Raw genomic sequence first — 25,017 nt, 5'->3', positions numbered from 1 at the left:
TGTGGGGGCGAGCTTGCTCGCGATTGCGGTGTGTCATTAAACATCCATGTCGACTGACACTGCACCATCGCGAGCAAGCTCGCTCCCACAGGGGATTGGTGTTTTTTCAATATCTGATTAAGGCCACTCGATGACATCCAAGCGCACCTCCAACCCTCCCTCCGGCATGGTCAGGGTGCGTGGAGCCCGGGAACACAACCTCAAGAACATCGATGTCGACATTCCGCGCGATGCGCTGGTGGTGTTCACCGGTGTCTCCGGTTCGGGCAAGTCTTCGCTGGCGTTCTCGACCCTCTACGCCGAAGCGCAGCGCCGCTATTTTGAATCCGTGGCGCCTTATGCGCGGCGGTTGATCGACCAGGTTGGTGTACCGGACGTCGATTCCATCGAAGGCCTGCCGCCGGCCGTGGCCCTGCAACAACAACGGGGCACGCCGAGCACTCGTTCTTCGGTGGGCAGTGTGACGACGCTGTCGAGCCTGATTCGCATGCTTTACTCGCGGGCCGGCAGTTATCCGCCGGGACAGGCGATGCTGTATGCCGAAGACTTCTCGCCCAACACCCCGCAAGGCGCGTGCCCGGAGTGTCACGGGTTGGGGCGGGTTTACGACGTCACCGAAGCGCTGATGGTCCCCGACCCGAGCCTGACCATCCGCCAGCGTGCGGTCGCTTCCTGGCCCACGGCCTGGCAGGGGCAGAACCTGCGCGACATCCTCGTGACCATGGGTTACGACGTCGATATCCCGTGGCGAGATCTGCCGAAAAAGCAGCGCGACTGGATTCTCTTCACCGAAGAAACACCGACGGTGCCGGTGTATGCCGGGCTCACGCCGGAAGAAACCCGCGTTGCGCTCAAACGCAAAATGGAACCGAGTTACCAGGGCACCTTCACCGGCGCCCGACGCTACATCCTGCACACCTTCACCCACTCGCAAAGTGCGCTGATGAAGAAGCGCGTTTCGCAATTCATGCTCGGCAGCCCATGCCCGTTATGTGACGGTAAACGACTCAAGCGCGAGGCGCTGTCGGTGACATTTGCGGGGTACGACATCGGTGAGCTATCGCAGATGCCGCTGCTGCAAGTGGCCGCCGTACTGAAACCGGTGGCGGCGCACAGTTACCTGGAACAGGCCGATGAGGCGGGCGACGTGTTGACCCACCGGCAAACCCGTGAGGCTCGGGAAGCGCGGGTTGCTCACGGTGCCAGCGGGCATGCCAACGCACCGGACGTGCGGCACACGCCGAATCTGTCGGTAGAAAAACGCCTGGCCGCGCAACGCATAGCTCAGGATCTGCTGGAGCGGGTCAGCACCCTGACGGACCTGGGGCTCGGATACCTGGCGCTGGAACGCAGCACGCCGACCTTGTCATCCGGAGAGTTGCAGCGCTTGCGGCTGGCGACGCAATTGGGCTCGCAACTGTTCGGTGTGATCTATGTGCTGGACGAGCCCTCGGCCGGCCTGCATCCGGCGGATGGCGAGGCGTTGTTTGAAGCCCTGCAACGCCTCAAAGCCGCCGGCAATACGCTGTTTGTGGTTGAGCATGATCTGGAAACCATGCGCCGCGCCGATTGGTTAATCGACGTCGGCCCGGCAGCGGGCGAGAACGGCGGCCAGATCCTCTACAGCGGCCCGCCGCCCGGGTTGGCCGCGGTGACGAACTCACAGACCCGTGCCTACCTGTTTGCTGAACAGGTCGCCGAGCCCCGTGCCAGCCGTAAGGCAACGGACTGGCTAAGACTGGAGGGCATCACCCGCAACAACCTGAACCACCTCAGCGTCGAGTTTCCGCTGGGTTGTTTTAGCGCCGTGACGGGCGTGTCCGGTTCCGGTAAATCGAGCCTGGTCAGTCAGGCTTTGTTGGAATTGGTCGGCGCGCATTTAGGACGGACCGCCAGCGACAACGAAGCCGAAGCGTTGAGCCTGGAGGACGATGCGCCGCAGGTCAGCGGTGGTCAGGTCACGGCCGGCCTGGCATCAATCAAGCGTCTGGTGCAGGTCGACCAGAAACCCATTGGCCGCACGCCACGCTCCAATCTGGCGACCTACACCGGGCTGTTCGATAACGTGCGCAAGCTGTATGCAGCGACGCCCGAGGCGCAGGCTGAGGGCTATGACGCCGGACAATTCTCCTTCAACGTCGCCAAGGGCCGCTGCGCGACCTGCGAAGGTGAGGGCTTTGTCAGCGTCGAATTGTTGTTCATGCCCAGCGTTTACGCGCCATGCCCGACGTGTCACGGCGCCCGCTATAACCCCGAGACACTGGCGATCACCTGGCAAGGGTTGAACATCGCGCAGGTGTTGCAGTTGACGGTGGATGAAGCGGTGGAGGTGTTCGCCGAGCAACCCGGCATTCGCCGTTCGCTGGAAGTGTTGCGGGATATCGGTTTGGGGTATTTGCGACTGGGGCAGCCGGCGACTGAATTGTCAGGTGGTGAAGCGCAGCGGATCAAACTGGCGACTGAGCTGCAGCGTAATCAGCGTGGGGCAACGTTGTATGTGCTCGATGAACCCACGACCGGTTTGCATCCACGGGACGTTGACCGGTTGCTGGAGCAGTTGAATACGCTGGTGGTCGCGGGGCACACGGTGATCGTGGTCGAGCATGAAATGCGCGTGGTGGCGCAGAGTGACTGGGTGATCGACATCGGGCCGGGGGCGGGGGATCAGGGCGGGAAGATCGTCGTGGCGGGCACACCGCAGACCGTGGCTAAAAGCAAGAAGAGCCGGACTGCGCCGTTTTTGGCTCGAGTGCTCGGTAGGGCTTGATGGGTTGATTATGCTGGCCCCATCGCGAGCAAGCTCGCTCCCACATTGGAATGTGGTTGGCTGTGGGAAGGAGCAGACTTGTAGCAGCCGGACGCAGGCTTCGCCAGCTGCTACAGGGGGACGTTGTGGCTTCTAGGTCGAGTTATTTGTCGGGGTGGGCAGCCTGGAGTTTTTTCGCCATGTCCAGGTGTTTTTCCAGGGCCGGCAGCATTTTTTGTGCGAAGCCTTTCAGCTCGGTGGCGCCCTTGACCTTGTCGTCCGTCACGGTGTTGGCTTCTTTCTTGAACAATTCGATGGTGTCTTCGTGGGCCTTCACCTGGTTGTTTGCGTACGCCGCGTCGAAGGATTCATCGCGCATGTCGAGAATTTTCTCCTTGGCCTGTTTGACCAGCGTCGTCGAGTCCGGCACCTCGATGTCATGCTTTTTCGCCAGGGCCGCCAGTTCATCGTTGGCCTTGGAATGATCGGTGATCATCATGTTGGCGAACGCCTTGACGTCGGCCGAAGCGCTTTTTTCCAGCGCCAGGCGACTGGTTTCGATCTCGGCAATGCCGCCAGCGGCTGCTTTGTCGACGAAATCATTGGAGGTGGCGGCAAATGCCGTGCCCATGCTGCTGCTCAAGGCGACGGCCAGGGCGAGGTGGCGCAGGGTGAATCCGTCCATTGGTCATTCTCCACACAGGTTTGGGTAGGCGATCCGGTGGATCGTTACTCTGTGGAGGCTGGCGTCCGGGTAAAGGTTTTATCGCATTTGCGACAGGACGACGAACGGACACCGCTGGTCTGACAGGTGGTCGACAGAACGCGTAAACCAAGGCCATTCTGATAGTTGGTGAACGCAATCGATCGCGTTTGCTACCGATCATCAAACGGAGGTGTTCCATGCCGGTGAACCACGACCTGTATCAGGACTTGAAGGTTTCAAAGGAAGAGATCCAGCAAAGACGCACCAAGGATCCGTTACTGGATTCGCTGATCAACAAATATTCCCAGGCGGACGCTGAAGTGGTGAAGGCCGAGACCGCGAAATCCGATGCGCCCAGTGATGACCAGTTGAAGAAGCTCAAGGAACATCGCTTGTTGGTCAAGGACAAGATCGTCCAGCAATTGCAGGCATCGTCCTGACGCGTCGTACCGAGCCACCGACGACCGGTGACTGAGAAGTGGAACGGCGTCAAAACCGGCACCTCGAATGTCATGAGTCATCGTTAACGACTCACTGAGAGGTGCCTTATGTCCAATCCCAGATTTCCGAGTGAAGAGCAGGGCGGGTACGACCCGATCCCGACTCATCCCGAGCCGTTGAGCCCGAACCACATCACCACCCATCCCGATAGCGAGGATGACGACCCGTTGCGCGAGCAAGAAGAAACCGCTGACGCCCCGGATCCCGAATAACCCACACAAAAAACCTGTGGCTCACACAAATCCCTGTGGGAGCCGGGCTTGCCCGCGATGGCGGCGGCACTGGTGACATGGATGTATCAGACAGACCGCCTTCGCGGGCAAGCCCAGCTCCTACCGTTTGATCGTTGTTATTGCTGGAGAGCGGTGGCGAGTGGCAAGCGCGCCATGTTTTTCGCCTTCAACGACCCGAAATACAGCCAGTCCCCATACTCGCGCACCGTTGTGATCGGCGAATAATTACCGCTGGTGCCATCCTGCAGATTGGCAATCACCTTGCCGTCCACATCCAGCCCGAGGGCAAAAGCCCGGTTTTCCACCGGTTTAGGCAGCACCGTCAGCGCTCGGACAATCATTTTGCGCACGAACGGGTGCGGCGCCGTACGGTCCAGCAGCGCGTTGCGCGGTGAGTAGAGCGCAACCCAGAACCGGTCGCGGCCGTTGAACGAGAGGTTGTCCGGCAGCCCGGGCAAGTTGTCGATAAACAGGTCGTGCGTGCCGGCTTTCGGCCCAGTCAGCCAGAAGCGGCTAATGCGGTAGGCGCCGGTTTCGTTGACCAGCACAAAGGCGTCGTCCGGCCCCAGCGTCACACCGTTGGCAAATTCGAGCTTGTCCAGCAACACATCGGTCTTGCCGGTCTGGAAGTCATACCGCAATAAACGGCCATCGCCCCCATGCTCGATGATCGCCTCGCCATCCTTGCCGTAGCCCCAACGGCTGGAGGCGTCGCTGAAATAGGCGAAATGCCCGGGTTTGTCGATCGCCACGTCATCGGTAAAGCCAAAAGGCACGCCGCCCGCCGTAGTGCTCAACGGGATTAATCGGCCTTGGGCATCCAGCGAAAGCAGCCCTTTAACGCCGTCCGCGACAACCAGCAAACCATTGGGATGGCGCGCCAGCCCCAACGGTCTGCCGCCAGTATCGGCCAGCACTTTGGTTTGTTTGCCGTCGAGGCTCGTGCGAATCAATCGGCCGTCATGCAGGCCGGTGATCAGCATGTCGTTCTCCAGCAGCAGTGCTTCCGGTCCTTCGATGTCAGCCGGGCCGACACGCTCCACGCCTTTAAGGCGTTCATTGTCGGCGTAGTCGCCGCTGGTGAGGGAGGGCGCCGGCGGCGGGTTCCAGGCCACCGGGCGGACTTTGGTCGGGAACAGCAACAGAAAGGCGCACAGGGCAATCAAGAGCAGTAACACCAGATGCCGGAACTTAATGAGTCTTCTCACACATGGGCTCCGGTGGGTGTCAATTGTTTTTGCGCCATCTCGCGCAAGGCCAGCATCGACTCGGCGGATTCACGCTCGATGCGCCGCTTGAGCAACAGTTGATTGGCAATGCGCATTGCCACGCCTGCGAACTGGTACTCCAGCGTACGGATAAACTGCGTGCCGTCACCTTCGGCGGTGCATTCGTACGTCACCACCAGCGACAATCCGTGATCGCCCCGCGCCCAGGCACTCCAACGGCGCCCCGGCAGGTATTCATTGACCTCCCAGCTCAGGTGCCCGTCGCGCCCGCCGGCCCGGATATCCTCCTCGAACCGTGAGCCGGCGTGCAGCGCCCCAGCCTGACCGTCGACCTTGAGGGACGACGGATGCCACTCCGGCCAACGGGTGACGGTACTGGCGTAGGCGAGCACGTCAATCGGGTTTCCGGCGATAACGATCTGGTGCTGCATGCGGGTCATGGGCGTTCTCGTCAAGGGGAGGGGGTCATGATCCGGTTCCCAGTAAAGGGTGCCGAACAGGTAATCCATCAGTGGAAACACGATGTTGAAGTTGCGCTCCTGCATCAGTTCGCGGCGGTGATGCAGTTCATGCAGACGGCGCATCTGGCGAATCCACGGCAGACGCGTGACCGGGTTGCCGGGCGGCAGGTGTTCGCAGGCATGAAACACTTCATAGGTCAGGTAACCGAGCACCAGACAGCCGCCAAACAAGCCGGCGACGTTGGTATCGAAGCGACCCAGCAGCCACCACAGCGGCAGGGTAATGACGACGGTATGGACCACGATCAGCCAGGCTGGAAACAAAATCACCCGCCAGTCCCGGGCGCTGTCGTAAGTCATGTGGCCGGGGGCGAAAAAGCTGTGATGGTCGCCCGCATGACGGGCGTAGAACATCCGCGCGAAGCTCTTTTTGTGATGCCCCAGGTCTCGATGAACCTTGTATACACCGAAGTTGAAGAACAACAGCGTGACCGGCACCGCCAGCCATTCCAGCGGGGTGACCTGATGCACGGTGCTCCAGAATCCGCCGATGGCCAACACCCCGAAAATGAGCACAAACGCACCGTGCAGCCATGGGTTATAGAGGGGATGTATGTCGGCGCGATAGCGGCTACGGAATGCCTGGGTGGTCTGCCTCACTGCGGTCACCTCTGCTTGTAGTTATAACCAGCAGATTAGCTGATCTCCCCGCAAAGGCTGGCGCTACTTAGAGGACACAAACGCCATGATCCGGTGCGCTCAGGTCAGTGGATTCCAGCGCTGCGACCAGTCTTCATCGGACTGGATCACTTCACGCAGCAAATCGAAGGCCCGTTGCAGGGTCGCCGAGTCGCGATCGCGCGAATACACCAGGTAAGTCGGGTAACTGAATTCCGGGGCCTTGGGCACGGCTTCCAGGACGCCGTTTTCCAGGTAACTGCGGACCACACGCGTACGGAAGTAGCCGCTGCCGCCGTTTTCGAGGATGTACTGCAACCCGAGCGGGCCGAGGTTGAAACTCAACGGGGCTTTGGCTTTTTCCGGCAGGGCTGCATCGTGCTGGCGGCGGAAGTCCGGGCCCCAGTCGATGTACACGTATGGATCGGGTTTGCCGGGCAACCGCACCAACACCAGTTTTTCTTCCAGTACCTGCTCGACTTGCAGGCGTGGCCAATACTCCGGCTGATAGACCAGCGCGGCATCAAGTACGCCCAGCTCAAGTTGCCGCAGGAGGTTTTCGCCGTCGCGGATTTCCATGCGCAGGGCGTGGCTGGGAATCTTCTCGCGCAGTTCGCCGGCCCAACTGAGCATCAACGGATTGCACAGGCTGACCTCGCCACCGATGTGCAGCACATCGCGGTAACCTTCTGGCAGCGGCAAATCCCGACGCGCCGCTTCCCAGGTCTCGACCAGTTGGTTGGCGTACACCACAAAGGCCTCGCCATTGGGCGTCAGGCGGGCGCCGGCACGGTTGCGCACGAACAGCGTGCTGCCGAGCTGGCTTTCCAGTTTCTGCACGCGCGCGGTGATCGCGGTCTGGGTGACATGGAGTTTCTCGGCCGCCGCGGCAAGGCTGCCGTGACGGACGATTTCCAGAAAGGTGCGGGCGAGGTCGATGTCCATGGGGCAGCCGGTGCGGGAGGTGCTGGCATTGTAAACAGATCCTGCCAGAACCGGCTGCTACGGGATCGCGTCGACGCAGTCGGATTAGCGGTTCTTTTCAAAACGCAAAACACGAACAGCCAAACGCGCCCCAGAATCCCTGAAAGTCACTGACCGGCGCTGACGACATCCGCGCCCGCTCATGGCTGTGCGCATGCACCGCGCAGGCACCTGCGCATTGATGAACCTGCGCGGTCATCGGCGTCAGGTGTTTCCAGTGCCCCGGCACCTTGGTAACCGGCGACCATTCCGGCACCACAGGAATCGGCGGCGGCCCGAGTTTTTCGAACTCGTGGGTGGCATGCACAATCTTGCCATCGACAATGGTCAGCACCGACTCGATCCATTTGATCGCTTCATCTTCGATGTGGAAATAGTCCGCCGACAGTGCAATCAGGTCCGCGAGTTGCCCGACTTTGATTTGACCCTTTTTGCCTTGTTCCGAGGAAAACCAGGCACTGCCGTGGGTGAACAGCTCCAGCGCCGTGTCGCGGCTCAGGCCTTGCGGGTACAGTTCCAGGCCGCCGACGGTGCGGCCGCTGACCAGCCAATACATCGACGTCCAGGGGTTGTAGCTGGAAACACGCGTGGCATCGGTGCCGGCGCCGACCGGAAGGCCTTCGGCGAGCATGCGTGCGATGGGCGGGGTGTGCTCGGCCGCCTTGGCACCGTAACGGTCGACGAAATACTCGCCTTGAAACGCCATCCGGTCCTGAATCGCAATGCCACCGCCCAAGGCTTTGACCCGTTCGATGTTCTGCGGCGTGATCGTTTCGGCGTGGTCAAAAAACCACGGCAGACCGTTGAATGGAATGTCGCGGTTAACTTTCTCGAACACGTCGAGCATGCGGCTGATGGATTCGTTGTAGGTGGCGTGTAAACGGAACGGCCAGCGTTGTTCCACCAGGTGGCGCACCACGGGTTCCAGTTCTTGCTCCATGGTTTGCGGCAGGTCCGGGCGCGGCTCAAGGAAGTCTTCGAAATCCGCCGCCGAGAACACCAGCATTTCCCCGGCACCGTTGTGCCGCAGGAAATCATCGCCCTGGCCGTAGTGTGAAGTGCTGGTCCAGTTCTTGAAGTCGGTCAGTTCTTCCTTGGGTTTCTGGGTGAACAGGTTGTAGGCGATGCGCACCGTCAGTTGCTGGTCTTTGGCCAACTGCTGGATCACTTGATAGTCATCGGGATAGTTCTGATAGCCGCCGCCGGCATCGATGGCGCTGGTGATGCCGAGGCGATTGAGTTCGCGCATGAACTGGCGGGTCGAGTTGACCTGGTATTCCAGCGGCAGTTTCGGCCCCTTGGCCAGAGTCGAATACAGGATCATCGCATTGGGGCGGGCGATCAGCATGCCGGTCGGGTCGCCGTTGGCGTCGCGCTGGATTTCACCGCCCGGCGGGTTCGGCGTGTCGCGGGTGTAACCGACCACTTTCAGGGCGGCGCGATTGAGTAGGGCGCGGTCATAGAGGTGCAGGACAAACACCGGGGTGTCGGGCGCGGCTTTGTTCAGTTCATCAATCGTTGGCAGGCGTTTTTCGGCAAACTGGAACTCGTTCCACCCGCCAACCACCCGTACCCATTGCGGCGTGGGTGTGCGATCGGCCTGATCCTTGAGCATGCGCAAGGCATCGACCAGCGACGGCACGCCTTCCCAACGCAGTTCGAGGTTGTAATTGAGGCCGCCACGGATCAGATGCAGGTGCGAGTCGTTGAGGCCGGGAATCACCGTGCGACCGTGCAGGTCGATGATGTGCGTCCCGGGGCCTTGCAGGGCCATGGCCTGGGCATCGCTGCCGACCACCACAAAACGTCCGTCCTTGATCGCGACCGCGCTGGCCTGCGGTTTTTTGCGATCGACGGTGTGCAGGCGTCCGTTGTACAGAATGAGGTCGGCGGGGGCATCGGGCATGGTTTTACTCCCTGCGAAGAGCGGGCTGATCCAGGCACCGACAGCACCTGCCGAAAGGCCTTGCAGTACACGTCGGCGGTTAAAACCGTCAGGGTCGTCAGGTGGGCTCATGGCCGTGCTCCGCGCAATGTGATCGGGGGGCAAACAGCCGATGTCTGATGCATACGGCCAGAAGGAATATAGACGGTGAATCCACAGGCGGTGTTTTCGGGGGGCGGAAAACGACGAATCCCGCCACAATGGACGGGATTCGTTGATAAGCCAGACAAGGCTCCCGAGGGCCGGGAGCCGCGGTCTTAGCCAGGGAACAGCTCGGACAGTTTCATGGCCATCATCATGTCGCCTTCAGCGCGCAGTTTGCCGCCCATGAACGCTTGCATACCGTCAGTCGAACCGTCAACGATGCCTTCCAGGGTATCGCCGTCCATCACCAGAGTGACCTGGGCGTCCGGGTTTTCGCCTTCTTGCAGTTCGCAGGTGCTGTTTTTGATGATCAGCGAGAAGTTCTTGGTGTCGTCGATGCGGAAACCGAATACCAGGTCCAGACCGGCAGCAGCGGCTGGGTTGAACTTGGCTTTCATTGCTTGTACGGCATCAGCTACGGAGGTCATGGTTCGATCCTTTCTTGGGTAATTATTAGAGCTGGGTGATTACAGCCAGGGTCACAATAGTCCGGACTCAGCGAAACGTGATGAGTTCCGGGGCCTTCAGCAGTTGCAGGTGTGCGTGACTGTTGAAGGAAGCCAGTGCCACCTCGCGACCACGGAACTTCAAGTGGTTGAGCGAGGTGTTGACGATTTGCCAGTTCAGCTCGAATGCCTGCCGGGCAGGCATTTGAGTAATAAGGTGAAGCAGGGCAGTGATGGTGCCGCCGGAGGTAAACACGGCGATTTTCTGGGTGCTGTCGGCACTTTCCAGGATGCGCTGCAGGCCGGCTTGTACGCGTTCGACAAAGCCCAGCCAGCTTTCCAGGCCCGGCGTGTCATAAGTGCCGGCGAGCCAGCGTTCGATGATCAGGGCAAAGATGCGCTGGAACTCGGCGCGGTTTTGCGCGGCGTTGCGCAGGATGTCCAGGGCCTCGGGTTCGTCTTCCAGCATGGCCGGCAGCAACGCGCGGATGACCGCGTCGGCGTCGAACTCATTGAAGGCAGGATCGATTTCCAGGGCCGGCACCGGCAGGCCCACGGCGGCGTACTGTTCCAGCGCGCTGTTGGCAGTATGTTGCTGACGGCGCAGGTCGCCCGAGAGGCAGCGATCGAAGCTGATACCCAGCTCGGCCAGGTGTTGGCCAAGGATTTCTGCCTGGCGAATACCGGTCGGCGACAGGACGTCATAGTCGTCTGCACCAAAGGAGGCCTGGCCATGTCGAATCAAATAGATACTGCCCACGTCCGCGTCATCCCGGTACGTTGAAGGTTTGGCGAGGTTATGAGGATGGCGCTGAGCTGTCAATGAAAAAACATACGCTTGTTTGAAATGGCCGTTACAGGCCTGTTGCCAGAGGTTTCACGGCTGGCCGTCGAGCTGGCGCATGGGTATGCTGGACACATCCCGCGCGTGTTTTAAGTCGCGCATCGTCATGAAGGAGTCACTGTGGAGTTTTTCACCAACTCCCATCAATGAGGTCAACCCCAGCGAATACGGGACCCTGACCATGAACCACCTTCCTTCTAAGACCTGCACTGTCACAACCCTGTCACAACTCGCTAAGCCTTGGGTCTACCGCCGACAGGGGCGATACACTCTGCGCGTTCGACTTCTCGGGTCCTGTACTGACGCTGTACAGCTCTCATTGCGCACAACGGATCGACCTACTGCTATGACCACTGCCAAACATCTGCTGACCACACTCAGGACTTTCCATTTGGATAATCCTGAGGCCACTTGGGACGAACTGAGGGAGCGCCTTAAGGAGATCGCTGAGGACGCCTTGGCCACCGGCTCAGTGTGGGACCGTGAGGACATGGGGTTGGGTCAGGTCTATTCGGATCTTCGTGATGACCTCTTGGAGATTGCCCGGACGATGCCTTTGACGGTGCCTCAAGCGAAGGCTGTGAGTGCGGGTAGTCGAGTCCTAAAGGCGGCTGAGGGACGGCTTCAAGGGGACTTGCATGGGCTCGTTAGCGTCATAGAAGAAATGAATGAGGATGCGATCATTAATAGTATTTCGCGTGCATCTCCGTCCTTATCTGTAAGGGCTCCTAATGCCTCCCTCGAAACACAGTCCACAAATGACCCTCAACGGACCTTCAGGGCGTTGGCTGATCTGTATATTAATGAGCGTAAAGGTGACCTTGCGCCCTCGACCATGAAAAACATCAAGTCGACCTGCACGGTTATCTGCACGGTACTCGGTGAGCTGGATCTGGAGCATCACACACGGGCTGACTTGGTGGCTCTCCGTGAGCAGCTCTTGGAGGGGCGTAAGCCGTCCACGGTCAATAAGGTCTTAACGACGTTGTCTACGGTCTTGGGTTGGGCTGTCGCGAACGCCTACATCTCAAAGTCATTCGATAAGAAACTTCAGATTAGTAAAGGTACTGACAGTGGGCGTCGGGCCTTTTCCTCGGACCAGATAGCGACTCTCATGGCTCACGCTAATGGGCTTCCTGCAAGCTCATGGCAGCGCTGGGCATTGTCTTTGGCGGTAGTCACAGGGGCACGTATCGGTGAGCTTCACCAGTTGACGTCTAAAGACCTCATTGAGGACGCCCAAGGTGTGTTGGTCATGGACATCAACACCAACGAGAAGAAGACCACCAAGAACAAATTCAGTGTCCGGAAGGTGCCCGTGGTGTCTGCCTATGGAGTCGACCTTAAGGCGCTCAAAGCTTTCATTGAGGCCGCCGATGGGCGACTGTTCAAGATGTCCTCCAGTGGCTTCACGTCCATGCTCAATCAGCTACTTCGGGATGTGTTGGGGACTGAGGCCAATACCGGGCGGACGTTCCATTCAATACGTCATCACTTGTCGGGCGCCATGAAGGCCGCTGAGGTTCCAGCGGGGACCGTTCAAGATATCCTCGGACATAGCTCGGGGACCCTTGCATTCGACCTTTATGGGTCCACAAGGTCCGTGCAGATGGGGAGGATGGTCGAAGCATTAGAGAAGGCCCTCAGCGAGTAAGGATTCAGGCACGATTACGTTAGGAACCTGCGCGGCTGGCGTGCCCGTTGAGACACTCGCTCAGATATTCACTGGGATTTTTAGCGAATGGCTGATGTCTGGACTGTCGCCCGAGTGATGGCGTGATGATATTGTTAAGCGGTTTACTCAAGGAGGCTTCAAATGCGTGGTACTGAGATCCGCTTTACTATGCGTAGGGGCTCGTGTTGGGGATGCAGAAACTATTTCTCAAATCTACAAGTAGACAATGGTCAGTCGAACACGGCTCTCAAAAAAAACAGCGAGATGCTGTGCTTACGGCTAAAGTACTACACAGTACTGCCCTCTGTTGCTGATGTGCTAATTTTGGATTTCTGAACCTAAAAATTATATAAAGCTCGTGTGATTTTCGCATGAACGGAAGAATGGGGATGTTTATTATGTCTAAGAGGTTTTTGGTTGTTGTCGTGGGGGGTATATTTGCTGTTGTTAGTTGCTTTGCGTCTGCTGAAAAAAATTGGATCGGTCTCGCGTCGTTAGGCGATGGTACAAAGTGGGAGGCCAAGCCCGGCTCATTTGAGTTTTCAAAAAATAAGAGTGGTCTCCCTATTGCGGTATTAACAGGAAGAGTGGTTAACCCAAAGCCATCGACTATAGATTTGCAGAAGTGGTATGTCACTGCTGGAGACTGCAAAAATAAAATGGGCAAATTGATAACTTTAAGTGTTAGTGGTGACTATCAATACGAGAATGATTTTATATATGATGGCGGAAACGTCGCCTCGTCTATTGCCCAGTTTATTTGTGATGTTGCCGCGAAAAGCATTAAAGATGCAGATGGTAAAAGTTTGTGAGCTTTCTCTTGAAATATCTCGATTGAGCAGGCCGTTGCCTCCGGCTCCCGTGTCAAAGAGCGATTGATATTGTCATTTATACAGTGCTGTTCCTAAAGGGCGCCTCTGAGAGACCTTGGCCTTAAACCCCTCACTATGGCTACAGGATTAAAAACCCTCACCTACACCGGGGCGACTCACAATCTCCCCATCGTAACCGCTAAGTCACCCTGAAGGTGATCCAGTGGGCAAGGCTCAACGTGACAGCGTGGTTCACTCCACCAGACACATGAGACCACCAAGTCGGAACCCTACGGGGTCCTCTGAGGTCCAGTTACGGGGACCATCACAACGATACTGTCTGTCGAGCCTCTGAATGGCTTGATGGACCCTTAATAGGTTTGGGCCTCCTATTACTGATCGTGTGATTACAGGGGCCTTTTACTTAAAGATCCTCTACGAGACTCTAAGAGGAATATCAGTTAGTAATCTTTGTATTCTCTCTAAGTTTAAAGACTTTAAGGGTCCTTTAAGTCCAAGGGCTCAGGTCTTCTCAGACCATGATTACAAGCAGCAGCACCATAGGGTCACTCAGCGTGACTCGTTATATGGTCTCTGAGTTCTTGGTTGCCTCAATATTGGATGCCATTTAAAAACCCTCACCTACACCGGACACACAGTCCACCTCTAAGGCCATTCGCATGGTCACTACGTCTACAGAGTCTTTCTGATTGCTCCCTGTGCCACTTGCCAGAACCCGTCATGGGGTCTCTGTGCTGGCCTGTGGATGCGAACTCAGGGAGCAATCAAAAGGAAACCATGAATATGCAAACTTCCGAACTTCTACCAATCATTATCGATGGGCACACTTTCAAGCCAAACGTCGAGGGTATGTGGAGCCTCAACGAGGTTCATCAGACCTTGAGTCTTGTCGAAGCCAAGCGCCCGTCCGAATGGCGCAATGCCGTTTCCGTAGAGTTGCGAACCTCCGGAAATTTGCGGAGCTTGGATGGTAGCGGAACTCTTGCCACTGAGCCGGGAGCAATTGCCTACGCCATGTGGGTCTCAACTGGCTTCTACCTGATGGTTGTCCATGCCTTCGTCGCCATGCGTAACAGAGCTGTCAGTGAGCTTCGCCATAAGGACGCCCTCTTAGACGCCAACATGCCCAAGGCATCGACACTCGATATGAAAGCCCGTGGTGCTGGTCTGACATGGACGGAAGCTTGCCGCGTAGCTGGAATTCAACAACCTCGACTCGCTCTGGACGTTCTGGTCTCGCTGGGCTCCTTTGTGTACCCCATAGACAACTTCGGGAGCCGTGAGGGTTCGCCACGTCCACGTAAGCAGGGCTTCGAAGTGAGTGCCTTTGTGAAGGCCTCGTCGGACTTTGGGAATCGTGAAGGCTGGCGAGTAAAACCTCGTGGTCTGGATTGGCTCCGTAACAAGGCCGAAGAGATCAACCTAAAGGTAGCCGAGACGAAGGCTCAGAAGAGCAGGGCAAAGTTAGCTGCCAAGCAATCGACAGTTAAGCGTGTGGGGCGTCCCAATGTTTCCCCACAGGTGGTCCAGCAATGAGCTACCTCGACCTACTCAACAGCCTATGTCCGACCCCAGCGTCACGCATGAAGCTCATCACCATCCGAAATCAGTGGACTGACAGCTACAAGCGCAAGGCTGTCTCTATGCTTCACCCTGAAGGTGGTCGTGTGGTAGATCAAGCGGCCCTTGAGGTTTCCTTGAAGGAGACGCACGGCGCTTACTTGGTGACCTTCATGCATAGCCTGATCGCCGCTGGTGTCCATCTGGATGCTCTGCTGATGGTGCCTTTGTCCGTACCGTTGAACCGACAACCAATTGCTTACAGCCGAGTCCTGGACCTGTCTCCTGAGTCCGCTCACATCGCTTAACGCGCTCAACTCTGAGCCGGTTGAATCCACCAGTAACACCTGCAAGACCCTCCCCCAAAGTGCCCATTAGGTCAGTCCGCCATGCTGCCCGAAGGTCCCTTGACGACCCGCAAAAGCTTCACCTCAGTCGTCGAATCAATCCCTCAAACCCAGAACATATAGACAAGCCGTGACGGCGCCGGAGTGGCTTACTCCTTGGCCTCTGGTCTTCGTCGCCCATGCGGCACGGCTTGATCTATGTGTCTATTAGGAGACACAACCCCATGAACCTGAACATCGTTAACACCCCTGATCGTCTTGAAGTTCAAGGCCAAGTCGTATCCCGAGAATATGCAGAGGGCGTGATGCTCGCTGGCCTGTTCGCTATGGCTGGCAAGAACGACATCAAAGTCACCGAGATCGTCCGTCAGTACCGTGATGCTGGTCTGAGTACCACCGCGTTTCCCGTAGAGACTCGTCGAGCCCTGATGGTCCTCGCAAAGGAAGACCAACAGGAAGCCACACGGGTCGCTGAGGCTACATGGTTCGCTGAACGTGCCAAGGAACAGGTCCCGCCGACTCCCCTTGAGGCTGCCCGTAAGCGTGCTGAGCGTGATGCCCAGAGTGAGCGGATTCGCCGTATGGGCCAAGAGACCCGAGCTGCCCGAGGTGGCGGCGCATGGTCATCCTTTCCCGACTTTGACTGACCCCTCAGCGTCCTCTTCACGAACCCCTTCAAGACAACTGATTCAGGAGTAAATACCCATCATGAAACGCGATCAATACGAAGCACCTAACGCCTATACCGTGTCCCAGAGCGAAGGCTCTACCCGTATTCAGTTCACCCACGCCAACCGCATTAAGGAAGGCATGGCGACAGACACCAGTGTTTACGCTCAGGTCTTCTCTGAGGCCCTTGACGAATACTTCAACGATGGTGACTGGAAAGCTGAGGCGATCAATGCGATCCCTTGTGAGTTCCGTCCGGCCAAGACTGAGCCGACTGCTCAACAACTGGTCGTGATGCAGAACCGTTCGGTTACCTTCGACCCTCGTACCAGCATCTACGGTGACAAGTCAGAGTTCACCAATGGTCAGGCCATCGTCGGTGACGTGATTTTCACGGAACCCTGTGACAAGGCGGCATTGTTCTCTTTCCGTACCACCTTCTTGGACGCCCATATCATTGCGGGTTGGTCCGGTGAAGGTCTGGCCCAGACTGGCAAGAAGCTGCTGGACGACTTTGAGCTGACCTGTGGCGGTGTCATTGCGGGCATCTTAAAGGACGCTCAGTCCACCGAGATCAAAACCTATGCGGGTCCATTGAGCGCCACTCCGCGTGAACGTGCAGAGGACATCGTGGACGCCTTGACCATGAACCTGAACCTTGCCGTAGGTCGTGACCTTGAGTCCTTCGTGCTGCTGATGCCTGTGGCCTTATCGGCTGTCCTGAACCGTGCCGCTCAGCGTGCTGGCCATGACGACCTTGAGGACTACTTGGGGACCCGCACTCAGTTCTACTCGGGTGAAGACCATGGCGTGTTCATGCTGCCTCTGGGGTTCTCCTCGTTGTCCTTCCGTGAGGGTGTCAACGGTGACATCTGGAAAGTAACGACCACTCGCAATCCGGGCATTCAAGGCTGGGACCTTGAGGTCACCGGTGTGGCTGACGTTATCGCTCAGGGCAAAGTCCGTCTGAAGCTGGCCAACCCTGCCGACCCTACAGAGAAGTTCCAGACCGAGACGGTGAGCTTCCCGCTAATCACTCGTGTGGTCTTCGCTGCTGAGTAACACCACCATCAAGAACCATTGTGGTCCCTTCACGGGATCGCGTGGGTCTCGTGGGAAGCCTCCAGCCCATTAAGGTTTGAGGTTCATCCGCTGCAATCCGGGCGCTTGAGGCTTCACCACGACACCTACCGAAATACGCATCACACCAAGAGGAGCCCTTACGATGGTCCATATGAAACTGTGGGCCGTCGTGAAGGCTGTCCTATTGTCCAGAGCGTTCTGGAAGCTTGTCGGCATCCTTGGGGCGACCTTTGGGATCGCTAACGCTGAGGTCGTCTCTGAGGCCCTTGGTGAGCTGATCGCTGAGGTCTATGCGGTCGCTTGAGGGACCTTAGAGGATGATGGAAATATAGAGAAAATTTCTCTGAACTGACCTCAGTAAGAAAGGACCTGCAAAAACCCCCGTAGGCCCTCGCGCCTGAGCTTATCGCCTGCCCGCAAGGGGTCATCATCGCCTGCACATGCGCGCCTCTTTGAGTTGGTCCGCTGTGGTCTCCAGATGGTGTGCGATTTGGGCGCTGATAGGTCGATGGTCTGAGGCCATAGGCCATGCCATGAGTGTCACAACAGCGCCACAAACTGTCACCAATGAGTTAGACATTGATCGCCTCGAACCCATATGATGAGCCTTTAATGCCTCATTGGAAGCCTTATGGAGTTTTTCACCGAGTACGCCAGCTTTCTGGCCAAGACCGTGACACTGGTGATCGCCATTCTGGTGGTCCTGGCCAGTTTTGCGGCCTTGCGCAGCAAAGGTCGACGCAAGGCGGCCGGCCAGTTGCAAGTCAGCAAGCTCAATGATTTCTACAAAGGGCTGCGTGAACGCCTGGAGCAAACCTTGCTCGACAAGGATCAGCTCAAGGCCCTGCGCAAGTCCCAGGCCAAATCCGAGAAAAAGCAAAAGAAAACCCCTGAGGCCAGGCAACGGGTATTCGTGCTGGATTTCGACGGCGACATCAAGGCGTCTGCCACCGAGAACCTGCGCCACGAGATCACCGCGCTGCTGACGCTGGCCACGCCCAAGGATGAAGTGGTGTTGCGCCTGGAAAGCGGCGGCGGCATGGTTCACAGTTACGGCCTGGCGTCCTCGCAACTGGCGCGGATCCGCAATGCCGGCGTGCCATTGACCATCTGCATCGACAAGGTTGCGGCCAGCGGCGGCTACATGATGGCGTGCATCGGCGAGAAGATCATCAGCGCGCCGTTCGCCATCCTCGGCTCGATCGGTGTCGTGGCGCAGTTGCCCAACGTCAATCGCTTGCTGAAAAAGCACGATATCGATTTTGAAGTGCTCACCGCCGGCGAATACAAACGCACCCTGACCGTGTTTGGCGAAAACACCGAGAAGGGGCGCGAGAAATTCCAGGAAGACCTGGACATTACCCATCAGTTGTTCAAGAACTTCGTCGCGCGCTATCGCCCGCAACTGGCCATCGATGAAGTGGCCACCGGTGAGATCTGGCTCGGTGTCGCCGCCCTCGACAAACAACTGGTCGACGAACTCAAGACCAGCGATGAGTACCTCGCCGAACGGGCAAAAAATGCCGAGCTCTTTCACCTGCACTATGCCGAGCGAAAAAGCCTGCAAGAGCGTATTGGCATGGCGGCCAGCGGGTCGGTCGATCGCGTTTTGCTGACCTGGTGGAGCCGTTTGACCCAGCAACGCTTTTGGTAACCGTCAGCGCAGCTTCGCTCTAAAAAAAGCCGGGACTTAGCTCCCGGTTTTTTTTGCCTTCAGAACGGTCGCAATCCTTCCTGAAATGGCGAAATCTCCTAACCCGTCTGTCGACCCGCTCCTGCATCCGATGGAATGGCGGCTGGCTAGGGTGGTGTTCCAAATGTTCGCAATGGAATGCACATGCCCAATCTCAATCAAGACAACGTTGCCGGCCCGCCAGGGATGCGTGACGAGCTCATGGCCGCCGTGAACATCGCGTTGCCACAAACCCCAGACCAATTTGGCGCACGTTTGATCAAGGAAAAGTGGGGGACGGACATTGATCCCCAAACCTGCTTGCTGGCCACCCTCGATTACAACTACAAGGGACATCCTGCGCAGGATGGCATTCAGCAGGGCCAAGTGGCGAGTTCACAATCGCTACTGCAAGCGCTGCTTTCCAACTATCAAACCGTGGGCGATGGACGTTTTGCCGAAAGCGCTTTCGGCTTTTACGCGCCGCCGGACATCGGGCCGTCGGTTCGAATCGTGCAAAACGTTGACGAGTTCGCTGACCGCGGCAGTGGCAATCACCAGAGCTATGAAGGCATTTATCGCCAAACCATCCCGCAAGCCTATGGGCCGTTGACGCAAGTCCCCATTAAACCGGCTGACTTCAAGAGATGGGTCTGGGCGCTGGATTTGCAGGGCTTGTACAAGACGTATCTTGATCACGCCTGGCCGTCCGATGAGGCGCTCGTTGCGCCGCAACCCTATGCGCTGAGAACCTCGGTCAAAGCGGCATTTGTCATGACCGCCGCGCTGCAACGGCATGAACAAAGCCTGAGTAAAAAGGGCCTGGAGCTGGCCATGCAGGCTGCAGGTTTGCCGGTGGATCAGGCATGGGAATCACTGACTATCGAACCGCTGCAAGCACCGACCCTGATCCCCTCCACGGTCACGGCGGGGCGTCTGAAGCTGTACCGCTATACAGCGACCGATATCTGGACTTTTCGTCTCACCGCCAGCCCTCGGGTATTGATGTACATCCCGGGTAACTCTTCACCCCTGCATGACTTCGCTGATGTGTCGCAATTGCACCGATGGGTGGTTGCACAGAGCAAGGCCAGCGCAACCAGGCAAGCGCTGGCCGCTCACTTTGCCGACGACGATCGACAGGATGGAACCTTCCATGCCGGTGTTTTGACGGCGCTGGATGGAATGGCCATCTACCCGCATGAGCACTGGCTGACAAAAAATGCCGGCTTCTTTAACAATGATGGTTATTGGGAGCCTGCCGAATATATCGGCTTCGAGGATCAGCCCCCCGCGACCGATCCGTTTGCACAGTTGGTTTCGACCATGAAACAGGCTGCGTGGGAAAGCGTCAAAACCATCCGGGATGACGCTCAAGTCAATCGAGACAATTTGAGTGCTGTTGTCGAGCCGGTCGTGCAATGGATCAACCGGTTTGGACCCCTGGCCCTGTTTCTGCCGGGGGGAGAGGGGGTGCTGGCGCTGGCCGGGCTCATCGATGCCGGTTATGGACTGGATCAGGCTGTGAACGGCGAAACGCCGAACCTGCGCAAAGAGGGCGTGACGCGCACGGTATTTGGCTTGCTCAACGCGCTGCCGCTGGCAGGTGCGGCAGCAGATGTCAGTGTTGGAAGGGCTGAGGCCGAGGCCGTCAAGACAAGTGAACACACCGCCATCGTCATGCCGGCGACAAAGAGTGTGACAGCAGCGCCTTCCGGTCTGTCCCGACTGGAACTGATTCGCGGGATCGGCCCCCCAGTGGCGTCATTCAGCGATGAAGTCCTGGCGCAAATCGGCAAGGTCAGCACGGTAGACGACGACATGCTGCGCTTGATGAACGCCGGGCGGCCACCGACGCCTTTACTGGCTGACACGATCAGCCGTTTCAAGCTCGATCTGGAGCTGCGCTCGGCCGGGCAAACCGAGCTGTTCAACAGTCGATACGCCGCGCTGCAGCAGTCGGAGCACGAATGGGTCCGGCTGTTTCAGCGCCAATACCCAGGGCTTCCCAAAAGCGCCATTGAGCAAATGCTCGACCGTTATGGCATAGACATCCGCGCGACGCCCGACGTTGTGGAGATCAGGCAAGTGTTCAAACGCCTGGACAGCAAAGCACGTCAGTACCAGCAGCATGTGCGCCTGAACCGGGCCTACGAAGGCCTTTACCTTGGGGCAGTCGTCAATGCCGAGACGGACACTCTGGCATTGCATTCACTGTCGCATCTACCGGGATGGCCCAAAGATCTTCGAATAGACATTTTTGACCGTTCGCCTGCTGGCCGGGTGCTGGACCGCAGTGGTCCGCTCGATGCCGCTCATTGTCGAAGCATCATCAGGGTGAGGAATCGGTATCAGCGACAAGGCGTGCAATCGGACTTTTACGAAGCTGTCCTCGGGATCCTGTCAGATGACGAACGTTCGGCGTTACACCTGACATCTGATGATCCTGTCAGTGAGTTGAGCCTCAAGATTGGCGCGGTGGCACTGCCTCGCTCGCAAACCCTGCTCGGATTACAACGGATGGACAGCGGGCTGACGTTCGAGCCTCAGGGCTTGCGCGGCGGAGGTTATCCGTCGACGCCTCAAGGCGAAGCCATGACCCACGAGATGATGAGGTTGCAACTCAAGGAGATTTATCCCGACTTCACCTCAGCGCAGGCTGATGAAGTACTGCAACGTGTGGGCAACAATACGCAGGCTTATATCGATGGGTTGAAGCAACAGCTACAACAACTCAACACCGATTTAAGCGGTTGGATCGACCAGGTTGCCGATGGCGTCAATGACATGGATCTTCCGTTTCTGGCGATTGGCGATGCCGAGGCAGCGAATATGAGCCCTGCGCAAATTGCGGCCCATAACGTTGACCTTTTCATGGATGAGTTGGAGGACGAACGATCGCTCAGGAAAGAGCTCGCCGAGGAATTGGTCGCCCTTTGGCAAAAGCGCGGAGACGCGCCACATGCCACGCTGGATATGAACTTTGAGAACTATCACCGATTACCCACGATGAACGTCAGGTTCGACGATGTGACCCAGTTACTGATGCGAGGTTTTCATCTGACAGAGCAGGACAGTTTGAACGGGTTTCTGGAGTGTTTTGCGAACCTTGAAGTGTTGGACCTTGAAAGCGTGGACTTGCGGAACTACTTCGTGGCCGGCGATGCTGGTCGCGCTTTGCCGCCCGCCATCGAACAAATGGCACCTCTTCGCTCGCTGAACTTGCGTGGCACACAGCTGGTACTCACTGACAGTGCCGCTTCACAACTGCGTGACCTGACTCATTTGCAAACGCTGGACTTGAGTGACAACCCCTTGGGCGTGCCGCCATTGGTGATGGGCATGAACGATCTACGTCAGCTCAACCTGAGAAACACTCAAATCACCCGATGCCCGATCGGTATCAAGGATGAGCCCTATCTGACGTCTCTGGATTTACGGGATAACCAGATCACCCGGATACCGCCAGCAGTCATAAACCAGGCAGTCGCAGATGATCGTGTGTTGCTCTTGGGGAATCCACTGACAGACGAAGACACGCTGCGCCGATTGGTCAGCCATCGAGAGGAAACCGGCATCAATTTATGGCTCAACGCCCCCGGCGCTGGCTATGGCTCGCCGAGTGTATGGTTGCGAGACTACGACGACGCGTTGCAACAGTCCCGACAGGCCCTTTGGCAACGACTGGCGGGCAAACCTTCCGGCACCCGGTTTTTAGCCGTCATCGACAGGCTGAGTCTGACGGCCGACTTTCAAGTCAGTTATTGGTCACTGCAGGCGCGGGTCTGGCGATTGTTGAACGAGGCTGATGCGTCTGAGGAAATGTGGACCCGATTAAGTCGCAGCAGCGGACGCTTTGAACATCCGATGGCGGCTTTCAGGGCACTGGAGGAGCGTGCCAATCTTTGACGTAAAGCGGGAGGGGAACCTTGAACCCCGAAAGGGGTTCAAGGTTTGACCATCAGCGGCGACGGAACAGCGGCAGCGGTTCGTCGGTGGCGGCCTGGTACGTCACTGAGAAGTCCTTGAGACCTTCCAGGGCTTCGTACGGGTCTTTATCGGGGCGCACTGCAAACGCGTCGAAACCGCAGCGGCGCATGTAAAACAACTGATCGCGCAGTACATCGCCAATCGCTCGCAGTTCACCTTTGAAACCGTAACGGTCACGCAGCAGGCGAGCATTGGAGTAGTTGCGGCCATCGGTGAACGCCGGGAAGTTCAAGGCAATCACCTTGAACTGATCCACGTCGTCACCGATTTCTTCAGCTTCTTCGTCGGCATCCAGCCAGACGCCCAGGCCGCCATCGCGGGCCTTGAGCATACGGCTGTGTTCGCGCCACAGCTGCAACGGGACGATCAGGTCATCGCAGTTGCTGATCTCGTCGATGTTGAAGTCCTTGGGCAGCAAGTGCCAGGTTTCGTCGACGACTTCGTTGTTCTTAATGATTCGCTGCATAGACGCGCTCCTTGAAGAGGTCGATGCCAATACGCTGGTAGGTGTCGATGAACCGCTCGTCTTCGGTACGTTGTTCGATGTACACGTCGATCAGCTTTTCGATCACATCAGGCATGGCTTCCTGGGCGAAAGACGGGCCGAGGATTTTACCCAGGCTGGCGTCACGGCTGGCGCTGCCACCGAGGGACACCTGGTAGAACTCTTCGCCTTTCTTGTCCACCCCGAGGATGCCGATGTGGCCGACGTGGTGGTGACCACAGGCATTCATGCAACCGGAGATGTTCAGGTCCAGTTCACCGATGTCGAACAGGTAATCCAGGTCGTCGAAGCGACGCTGGATCGATTCGGCAATCGGGATCGACTTGGCGTTGGCCAGCGAGCAGAAATCACCGCCAGGGCAGCAAATGATGTCCGTCAGCAAGCCAATGTTCGGTGTGGCGAAACCTTGCTCGCGCAACTCGCCCCACATCGCGAACAGTCGGGACTGTTCCACGTCGGCCAGGATGATGTTCTGTTCGTGAGACGTGCGCAGTTGACCGAAGCTGTAACGATCGGCCAGGTCGGCCACCGCGTCGAGCTGCTTGTCGGTGATGTCGCCCGGCGCTACACCGGTTGGCTTCAGGGACAGGGTCACGGCCACATAACCCGGCTTCTTGTGCGCCAGGGTATTGCGCGTGCGCCAGCGGGCAAAGCCCGGGTGCTGCTGGTCGAGCTCGGCCAATTCGGCGGTCTGGTTGTCCAGGGCCTTGTAGTCGGGGTCGACAAAATGCTTGGCGACGCGATGCAGTTCGGCCTCGGTCAGCGTGGTCTGGCCACCGCGAAGGTGTTCCATTTCCGCGTCGACTTTTTGCGCGAAGACTTCAGGCGTCAGCGCCTTGACCAGAATCTTGATCCGCGCCTTGTACTTGTTGTCGCGACGGCCATAGCGGTTGTAGACCCGCAGGATGGCGTCGAGGTAGCTCAACAGGTCTTGCCACGGCAGGAACTCATTGATGAACGCGCCCACCACCGGCGTACGGCCCAGACCCCCACCGACCAGTACACGGAAGCCCAGCTCGCCGGCAGCGTTGTGCACGGGCTCAAGGCCAATGTCATGCACTTCGATGGCGGCGCGGTCAGATGTCGAACCGTTGACCGCGATCTTGAACTTGCGCGGCAGATAGGCGAATTCCGGGTGGAACGTGGTCCACTGGCGGACGATCTCGCACCATGGGCGCGGATCGATCAGTTCATCGGCGGCGACGCCGGCGAACTGGTCGGTGGTGACGTTGCGCAGGCAGTTGCCGCTGGTCTGGATCGCGTGCATCTGCACGGTCGCCAGTTCAGCCAATATGTCCGGAATGTCTTCCACGGCCGGCCAGTTGAACTGTACGTTCTGCCGGGTGCTGATGTGGGCATAGCCCTTGTCATAGTCGCGGGCAATCTTGGCCATCATGCGTACCTGACGCGAAGTCAGTTGGCCGTAAGGCACCGCCACACGCAACATCGGCGCGAAACGCTGGATGTAAAGCCCGTTTTGCAGGCGCAGGGGGCGGAATTCTTCTTCGCTCAGCTCGCCTGCCAGATAGCGTCGGGTCTGATCACGGAACTGCTTGACGCGGTCCTCGATGATCCGCTGATCGTATTCGTCGTATACGTACATATAAGTCCTGTTCTCAGGCTTGGGTCGCTCGGATACAGCTGCGTTTTTGTGCTTGGCGGAGTCCGAAAGAACCTCTGCAATTCTGCGCGCACGGCCGCGCTCTCCCTACGGAGCCGGGGCAAGATACCAGTTTGCAGTTATGCGCAAAAGTGATGTTTGAGTA

The 25,017-nt window shown here is 57.9% G+C and carries 20 protein-coding genes; 11 read left to right on the top strand and 9 right to left on the bottom strand.

Features of this window, described 5'->3' with window-relative positions:
• Positions 1 to 130 precede the first annotated feature (130 nt).
• Positions 131 to 2,767, top strand: coding sequence for an excinuclease ABC subunit UvrA (locus H8F22_RS11650; RefSeq protein WP_027923750.1), 2,637 nt, complete (start codon positions 131 to 133; stop codon positions 2,765 to 2,767).
• Between the two features lie 142 nt (positions 2,768 to 2,909).
• Here the strand turns inward: H8F22_RS11650 and H8F22_RS11645 are convergent, their stop codons facing one another.
• Positions 2,910 to 3,431 carry a DUF4142 domain-containing protein gene (locus H8F22_RS11645; protein ID WP_027923751.1) on the bottom strand — a complete coding sequence of 174 codons (522 nt, stop codon included), beginning with the start codon at positions 3,429 to 3,431 and terminating at the stop codon, positions 2,910 to 2,912.
• A 218-nt stretch (positions 3,432 to 3,649) separates the two neighbouring features.
• On the opposite strand from H8F22_RS11645, the gene H8F22_RS11640 reads away from it, so the two are divergent.
• Positions 3,650 to 3,892: a DUF465 domain-containing protein gene (locus H8F22_RS11640; protein WP_027923752.1), complete on the top strand. Its 243-nt coding sequence runs from the start codon at positions 3,650 to 3,652 to the stop codon at positions 3,890 to 3,892.
• Positions 3,893 to 4,000: 108 nt separating this feature from the next.
• Positions 4,001 to 4,165 (top strand): hypothetical protein, encoded by a 165-nt coding sequence (locus tag H8F22_RS11635; protein ID WP_194940183.1) that lies wholly within the window; start codon positions 4,001 to 4,003, stop codon positions 4,163 to 4,165.
• A 137-nt stretch (positions 4,166 to 4,302) separates the two neighbouring features.
• Here H8F22_RS11635 and H8F22_RS11630 read toward each other — a convergent pair whose 3' ends face one another.
• The 6 genes from H8F22_RS11630 to H8F22_RS11605 all read right to left on the bottom strand — a co-directional run bounded on the left by H8F22_RS11630 (position 4,303) and on the right by H8F22_RS11605 (position 10,833).
• Entirely contained in the window at positions 4,303 to 5,394 is a 1,092-nt protein-coding gene (locus H8F22_RS11630) for an SMP-30/gluconolactonase/LRE family protein (RefSeq protein WP_059182839.1), read from the bottom strand.
• A complete protein-coding gene (locus H8F22_RS11625) occupies positions 5,391 to 6,536 on the bottom strand; it encodes a sterol desaturase/SRPBCC family protein (RefSeq protein WP_194940182.1) in 1,146 nt (381 codons plus the stop codon). The genes H8F22_RS11630 and H8F22_RS11625 overlap by 4 nt, the downstream gene beginning before the upstream one ends.
• Before the next feature lie 99 nt (positions 6,537 to 6,635).
• The gene (locus tag H8F22_RS11620; protein ID WP_194940181.1) at positions 6,636 to 7,499 is read right to left on the bottom strand and encodes a LysR family transcriptional regulator; all 864 of its coding nucleotides are present in this window, start codon (positions 7,497 to 7,499) and stop codon (positions 6,636 to 6,638) included.
• Between the two features lie 97 nt (positions 7,500 to 7,596).
• Positions 7,597 to 9,444 carry an amidohydrolase gene (locus tag H8F22_RS11615; RefSeq protein ID WP_027923756.1) on the bottom strand — a complete coding sequence of 616 codons (1,848 nt, stop codon included), beginning with the start codon at positions 9,442 to 9,444 and terminating at the stop codon, positions 7,597 to 7,599.
• Between the two features lie 296 nt (positions 9,445 to 9,740).
• A complete protein-coding gene (locus H8F22_RS11610; RefSeq protein ID WP_027923757.1) occupies positions 9,741 to 10,055 on the bottom strand; it encodes an SCP2 sterol-binding domain-containing protein in 315 nt (104 codons plus the stop codon).
• A 67-nt stretch (positions 10,056 to 10,122) separates the two neighbouring features.
• A complete protein-coding gene (locus H8F22_RS11605) occupies positions 10,123 to 10,833 on the bottom strand; it encodes a histidine phosphatase family protein (RefSeq protein WP_027923758.1) in 711 nt (236 codons plus the stop codon).
• A gap of 430 nt (positions 10,834 to 11,263) precedes the next feature.
• Between H8F22_RS11605 and H8F22_RS11600 the strand changes: the two genes are divergently transcribed.
• From H8F22_RS11600 to H8F22_RS11565, 8 genes are all read left to right on the top strand, one after another.
• Entirely contained in the window at positions 11,264 to 12,571 is a 1,308-nt protein-coding gene (locus H8F22_RS11600) for a tyrosine-type recombinase/integrase (protein ID WP_194940180.1), read from the top strand.
• 392 nt (positions 12,572 to 12,963) lie between these two features.
• The gene (locus tag H8F22_RS11595; RefSeq protein WP_194940179.1) at positions 12,964 to 13,404 is read left to right on the top strand and encodes a hypothetical protein; all 441 of its coding nucleotides are present in this window, start codon (positions 12,964 to 12,966) and stop codon (positions 13,402 to 13,404) included.
• Between the two features lie 804 nt (positions 13,405 to 14,208).
• The gene (locus H8F22_RS11590) at positions 14,209 to 14,961 is read left to right on the top strand and encodes a hypothetical protein (RefSeq protein WP_228758756.1); all 753 of its coding nucleotides are present in this window, start codon (positions 14,209 to 14,211) and stop codon (positions 14,959 to 14,961) included.
• Positions 14,958 to 15,293 carry a hypothetical protein gene (locus H8F22_RS11585; protein ID WP_194940177.1) on the top strand — a complete coding sequence of 112 codons (336 nt, stop codon included), beginning with the start codon at positions 14,958 to 14,960 and terminating at the stop codon, positions 15,291 to 15,293. Before H8F22_RS11590 ends, H8F22_RS11585 begins: the two co-directional genes overlap by 4 nt.
• Positions 15,294 to 15,556: 263 nt before the next feature.
• The gene (locus tag H8F22_RS11580) at positions 15,557 to 15,979 is read left to right on the top strand and encodes a hypothetical protein (protein WP_194940176.1); all 423 of its coding nucleotides are present in this window, start codon (positions 15,557 to 15,559) and stop codon (positions 15,977 to 15,979) included.
• Positions 15,980 to 16,040: 61 nt separating this feature from the next.
• Complete coding sequence (locus H8F22_RS11575; RefSeq protein WP_194940175.1) at positions 16,041 to 17,063, top strand: hypothetical protein; 1,023 nt, start codon at positions 16,041 to 16,043, stop codon at positions 17,061 to 17,063.
• Positions 17,064 to 17,715: 652 nt separating this feature from the next.
• Entirely contained in the window at positions 17,716 to 18,738 is a 1,023-nt protein-coding gene (gene sohB / locus H8F22_RS11570) for a protease SohB (RefSeq protein ID WP_027923759.1), read from the top strand.
• A gap of 183 nt (positions 18,739 to 18,921) precedes the next feature.
• Positions 18,922 to 22,665, top strand: a complete 3,744-nt coding sequence (locus H8F22_RS11565; RefSeq protein ID WP_194940174.1) for a dermonecrotic toxin domain-containing protein — start codon at positions 18,922 to 18,924, stop codon at positions 22,663 to 22,665.
• A gap of 52 nt (positions 22,666 to 22,717) precedes the next feature.
• Here H8F22_RS11565 and H8F22_RS11560 read toward each other — a convergent pair whose 3' ends face one another.
• Entirely contained in the window at positions 22,718 to 23,212 is a 495-nt protein-coding gene (locus H8F22_RS11560; RefSeq protein WP_027923761.1) for a DUF934 domain-containing protein, read from the bottom strand.
• On the bottom strand, positions 23,196 to 24,854 hold the full coding sequence (locus H8F22_RS11555) for a nitrite/sulfite reductase (RefSeq protein WP_027923762.1): 1,659 nt from the start codon (positions 24,852 to 24,854) through the stop codon (positions 23,196 to 23,198). Before H8F22_RS11555 ends, H8F22_RS11560 begins: the two co-directional genes overlap by 17 nt.
• Positions 24,855 to 25,017: the final 163 nt, after the last annotated feature.

Source organism: Pseudomonas mucoides (genome assembly GCF_015461845.1).
GTDB classification, from domain to species: Bacteria; Pseudomonadota; Gammaproteobacteria; order Pseudomonadales; family Pseudomonadaceae; genus Aquipseudomonas; species Aquipseudomonas mucoides.
This window is presented reverse-complemented; position numbering and strand designations above follow the sequence as displayed.

What these genes read in the sequence shown, in the direction of transcription:
- H8F22_RS11590 (WP_228758756.1), top strand. Translation starts at nt 14,209, where the DNA reads ATGCAAACTTCCGAACTTCTACCAATCATTATCGATGGGCACACTTTC.
- H8F22_RS11595 (WP_194940179.1), top strand. Translation starts at nt 12,964, where the DNA reads ATGAACGGAAGAATGGGGATGTTTATTATGTCTAAGAGGTTTTTGGTT.
- H8F22_RS11645 (WP_027923751.1), bottom strand. Translation starts at nt 3,431, where the DNA reads ATGGACGGATTCACCCTGCGCCACCTCGCCCTGGCCGTCGCCTTGAGC.
- H8F22_RS11585 (WP_194940177.1), top strand. Translation starts at nt 14,958, where the DNA reads ATGAGCTACCTCGACCTACTCAACAGCCTATGTCCGACCCCAGCGTCA.
- H8F22_RS11640 (WP_027923752.1), top strand. Translation starts at nt 3,650, where the DNA reads ATGCCGGTGAACCACGACCTGTATCAGGACTTGAAGGTTTCAAAGGAA.
- H8F22_RS11635 (WP_194940183.1), top strand. Translation starts at nt 4,001, where the DNA reads ATGTCCAATCCCAGATTTCCGAGTGAAGAGCAGGGCGGGTACGACCCG.
- H8F22_RS11575 (WP_194940175.1), top strand. Translation starts at nt 16,041, where the DNA reads ATGAAACGCGATCAATACGAAGCACCTAACGCCTATACCGTGTCCCAG.
- H8F22_RS11580 (WP_194940176.1), top strand. Translation starts at nt 15,557, where the DNA reads ATGAACCTGAACATCGTTAACACCCCTGATCGTCTTGAAGTTCAAGGC.
- H8F22_RS11555 (WP_027923762.1), bottom strand. Translation starts at nt 24,854, where the DNA reads ATGTACGTATACGACGAATACGATCAGCGGATCATCGAGGACCGCGTC.
- H8F22_RS11600 (WP_194940180.1), top strand. Translation starts at nt 11,264, where the DNA reads ATGACCACTGCCAAACATCTGCTGACCACACTCAGGACTTTCCATTTG.
- H8F22_RS11620 (WP_194940181.1), bottom strand. Translation starts at nt 7,499, where the DNA reads ATGGACATCGACCTCGCCCGCACCTTTCTGGAAATCGTCCGTCACGGC.
- H8F22_RS11565 (WP_194940174.1), top strand. Translation starts at nt 18,922, where the DNA reads ATGCCCAATCTCAATCAAGACAACGTTGCCGGCCCGCCAGGGATGCGT.
- sohB (WP_027923759.1), top strand. Translation starts at nt 17,716, where the DNA reads ATGGAGTTTTTCACCGAGTACGCCAGCTTTCTGGCCAAGACCGTGACA.
- H8F22_RS11610 (WP_027923757.1), bottom strand. Translation starts at nt 10,055, where the DNA reads ATGACCTCCGTAGCTGATGCCGTACAAGCAATGAAAGCCAAGTTCAAC.
- H8F22_RS11560 (WP_027923761.1), bottom strand. Translation starts at nt 23,212, where the DNA reads ATGCAGCGAATCATTAAGAACAACGAAGTCGTCGACGAAACCTGGCAC.
- H8F22_RS11615 (WP_027923756.1), bottom strand. Translation starts at nt 9,444, where the DNA reads ATGCCCGATGCCCCCGCCGACCTCATTCTGTACAACGGACGCCTGCAC.
- H8F22_RS11650 (WP_027923750.1), top strand. Translation starts at nt 131, where the DNA reads ATGACATCCAAGCGCACCTCCAACCCTCCCTCCGGCATGGTCAGGGTG.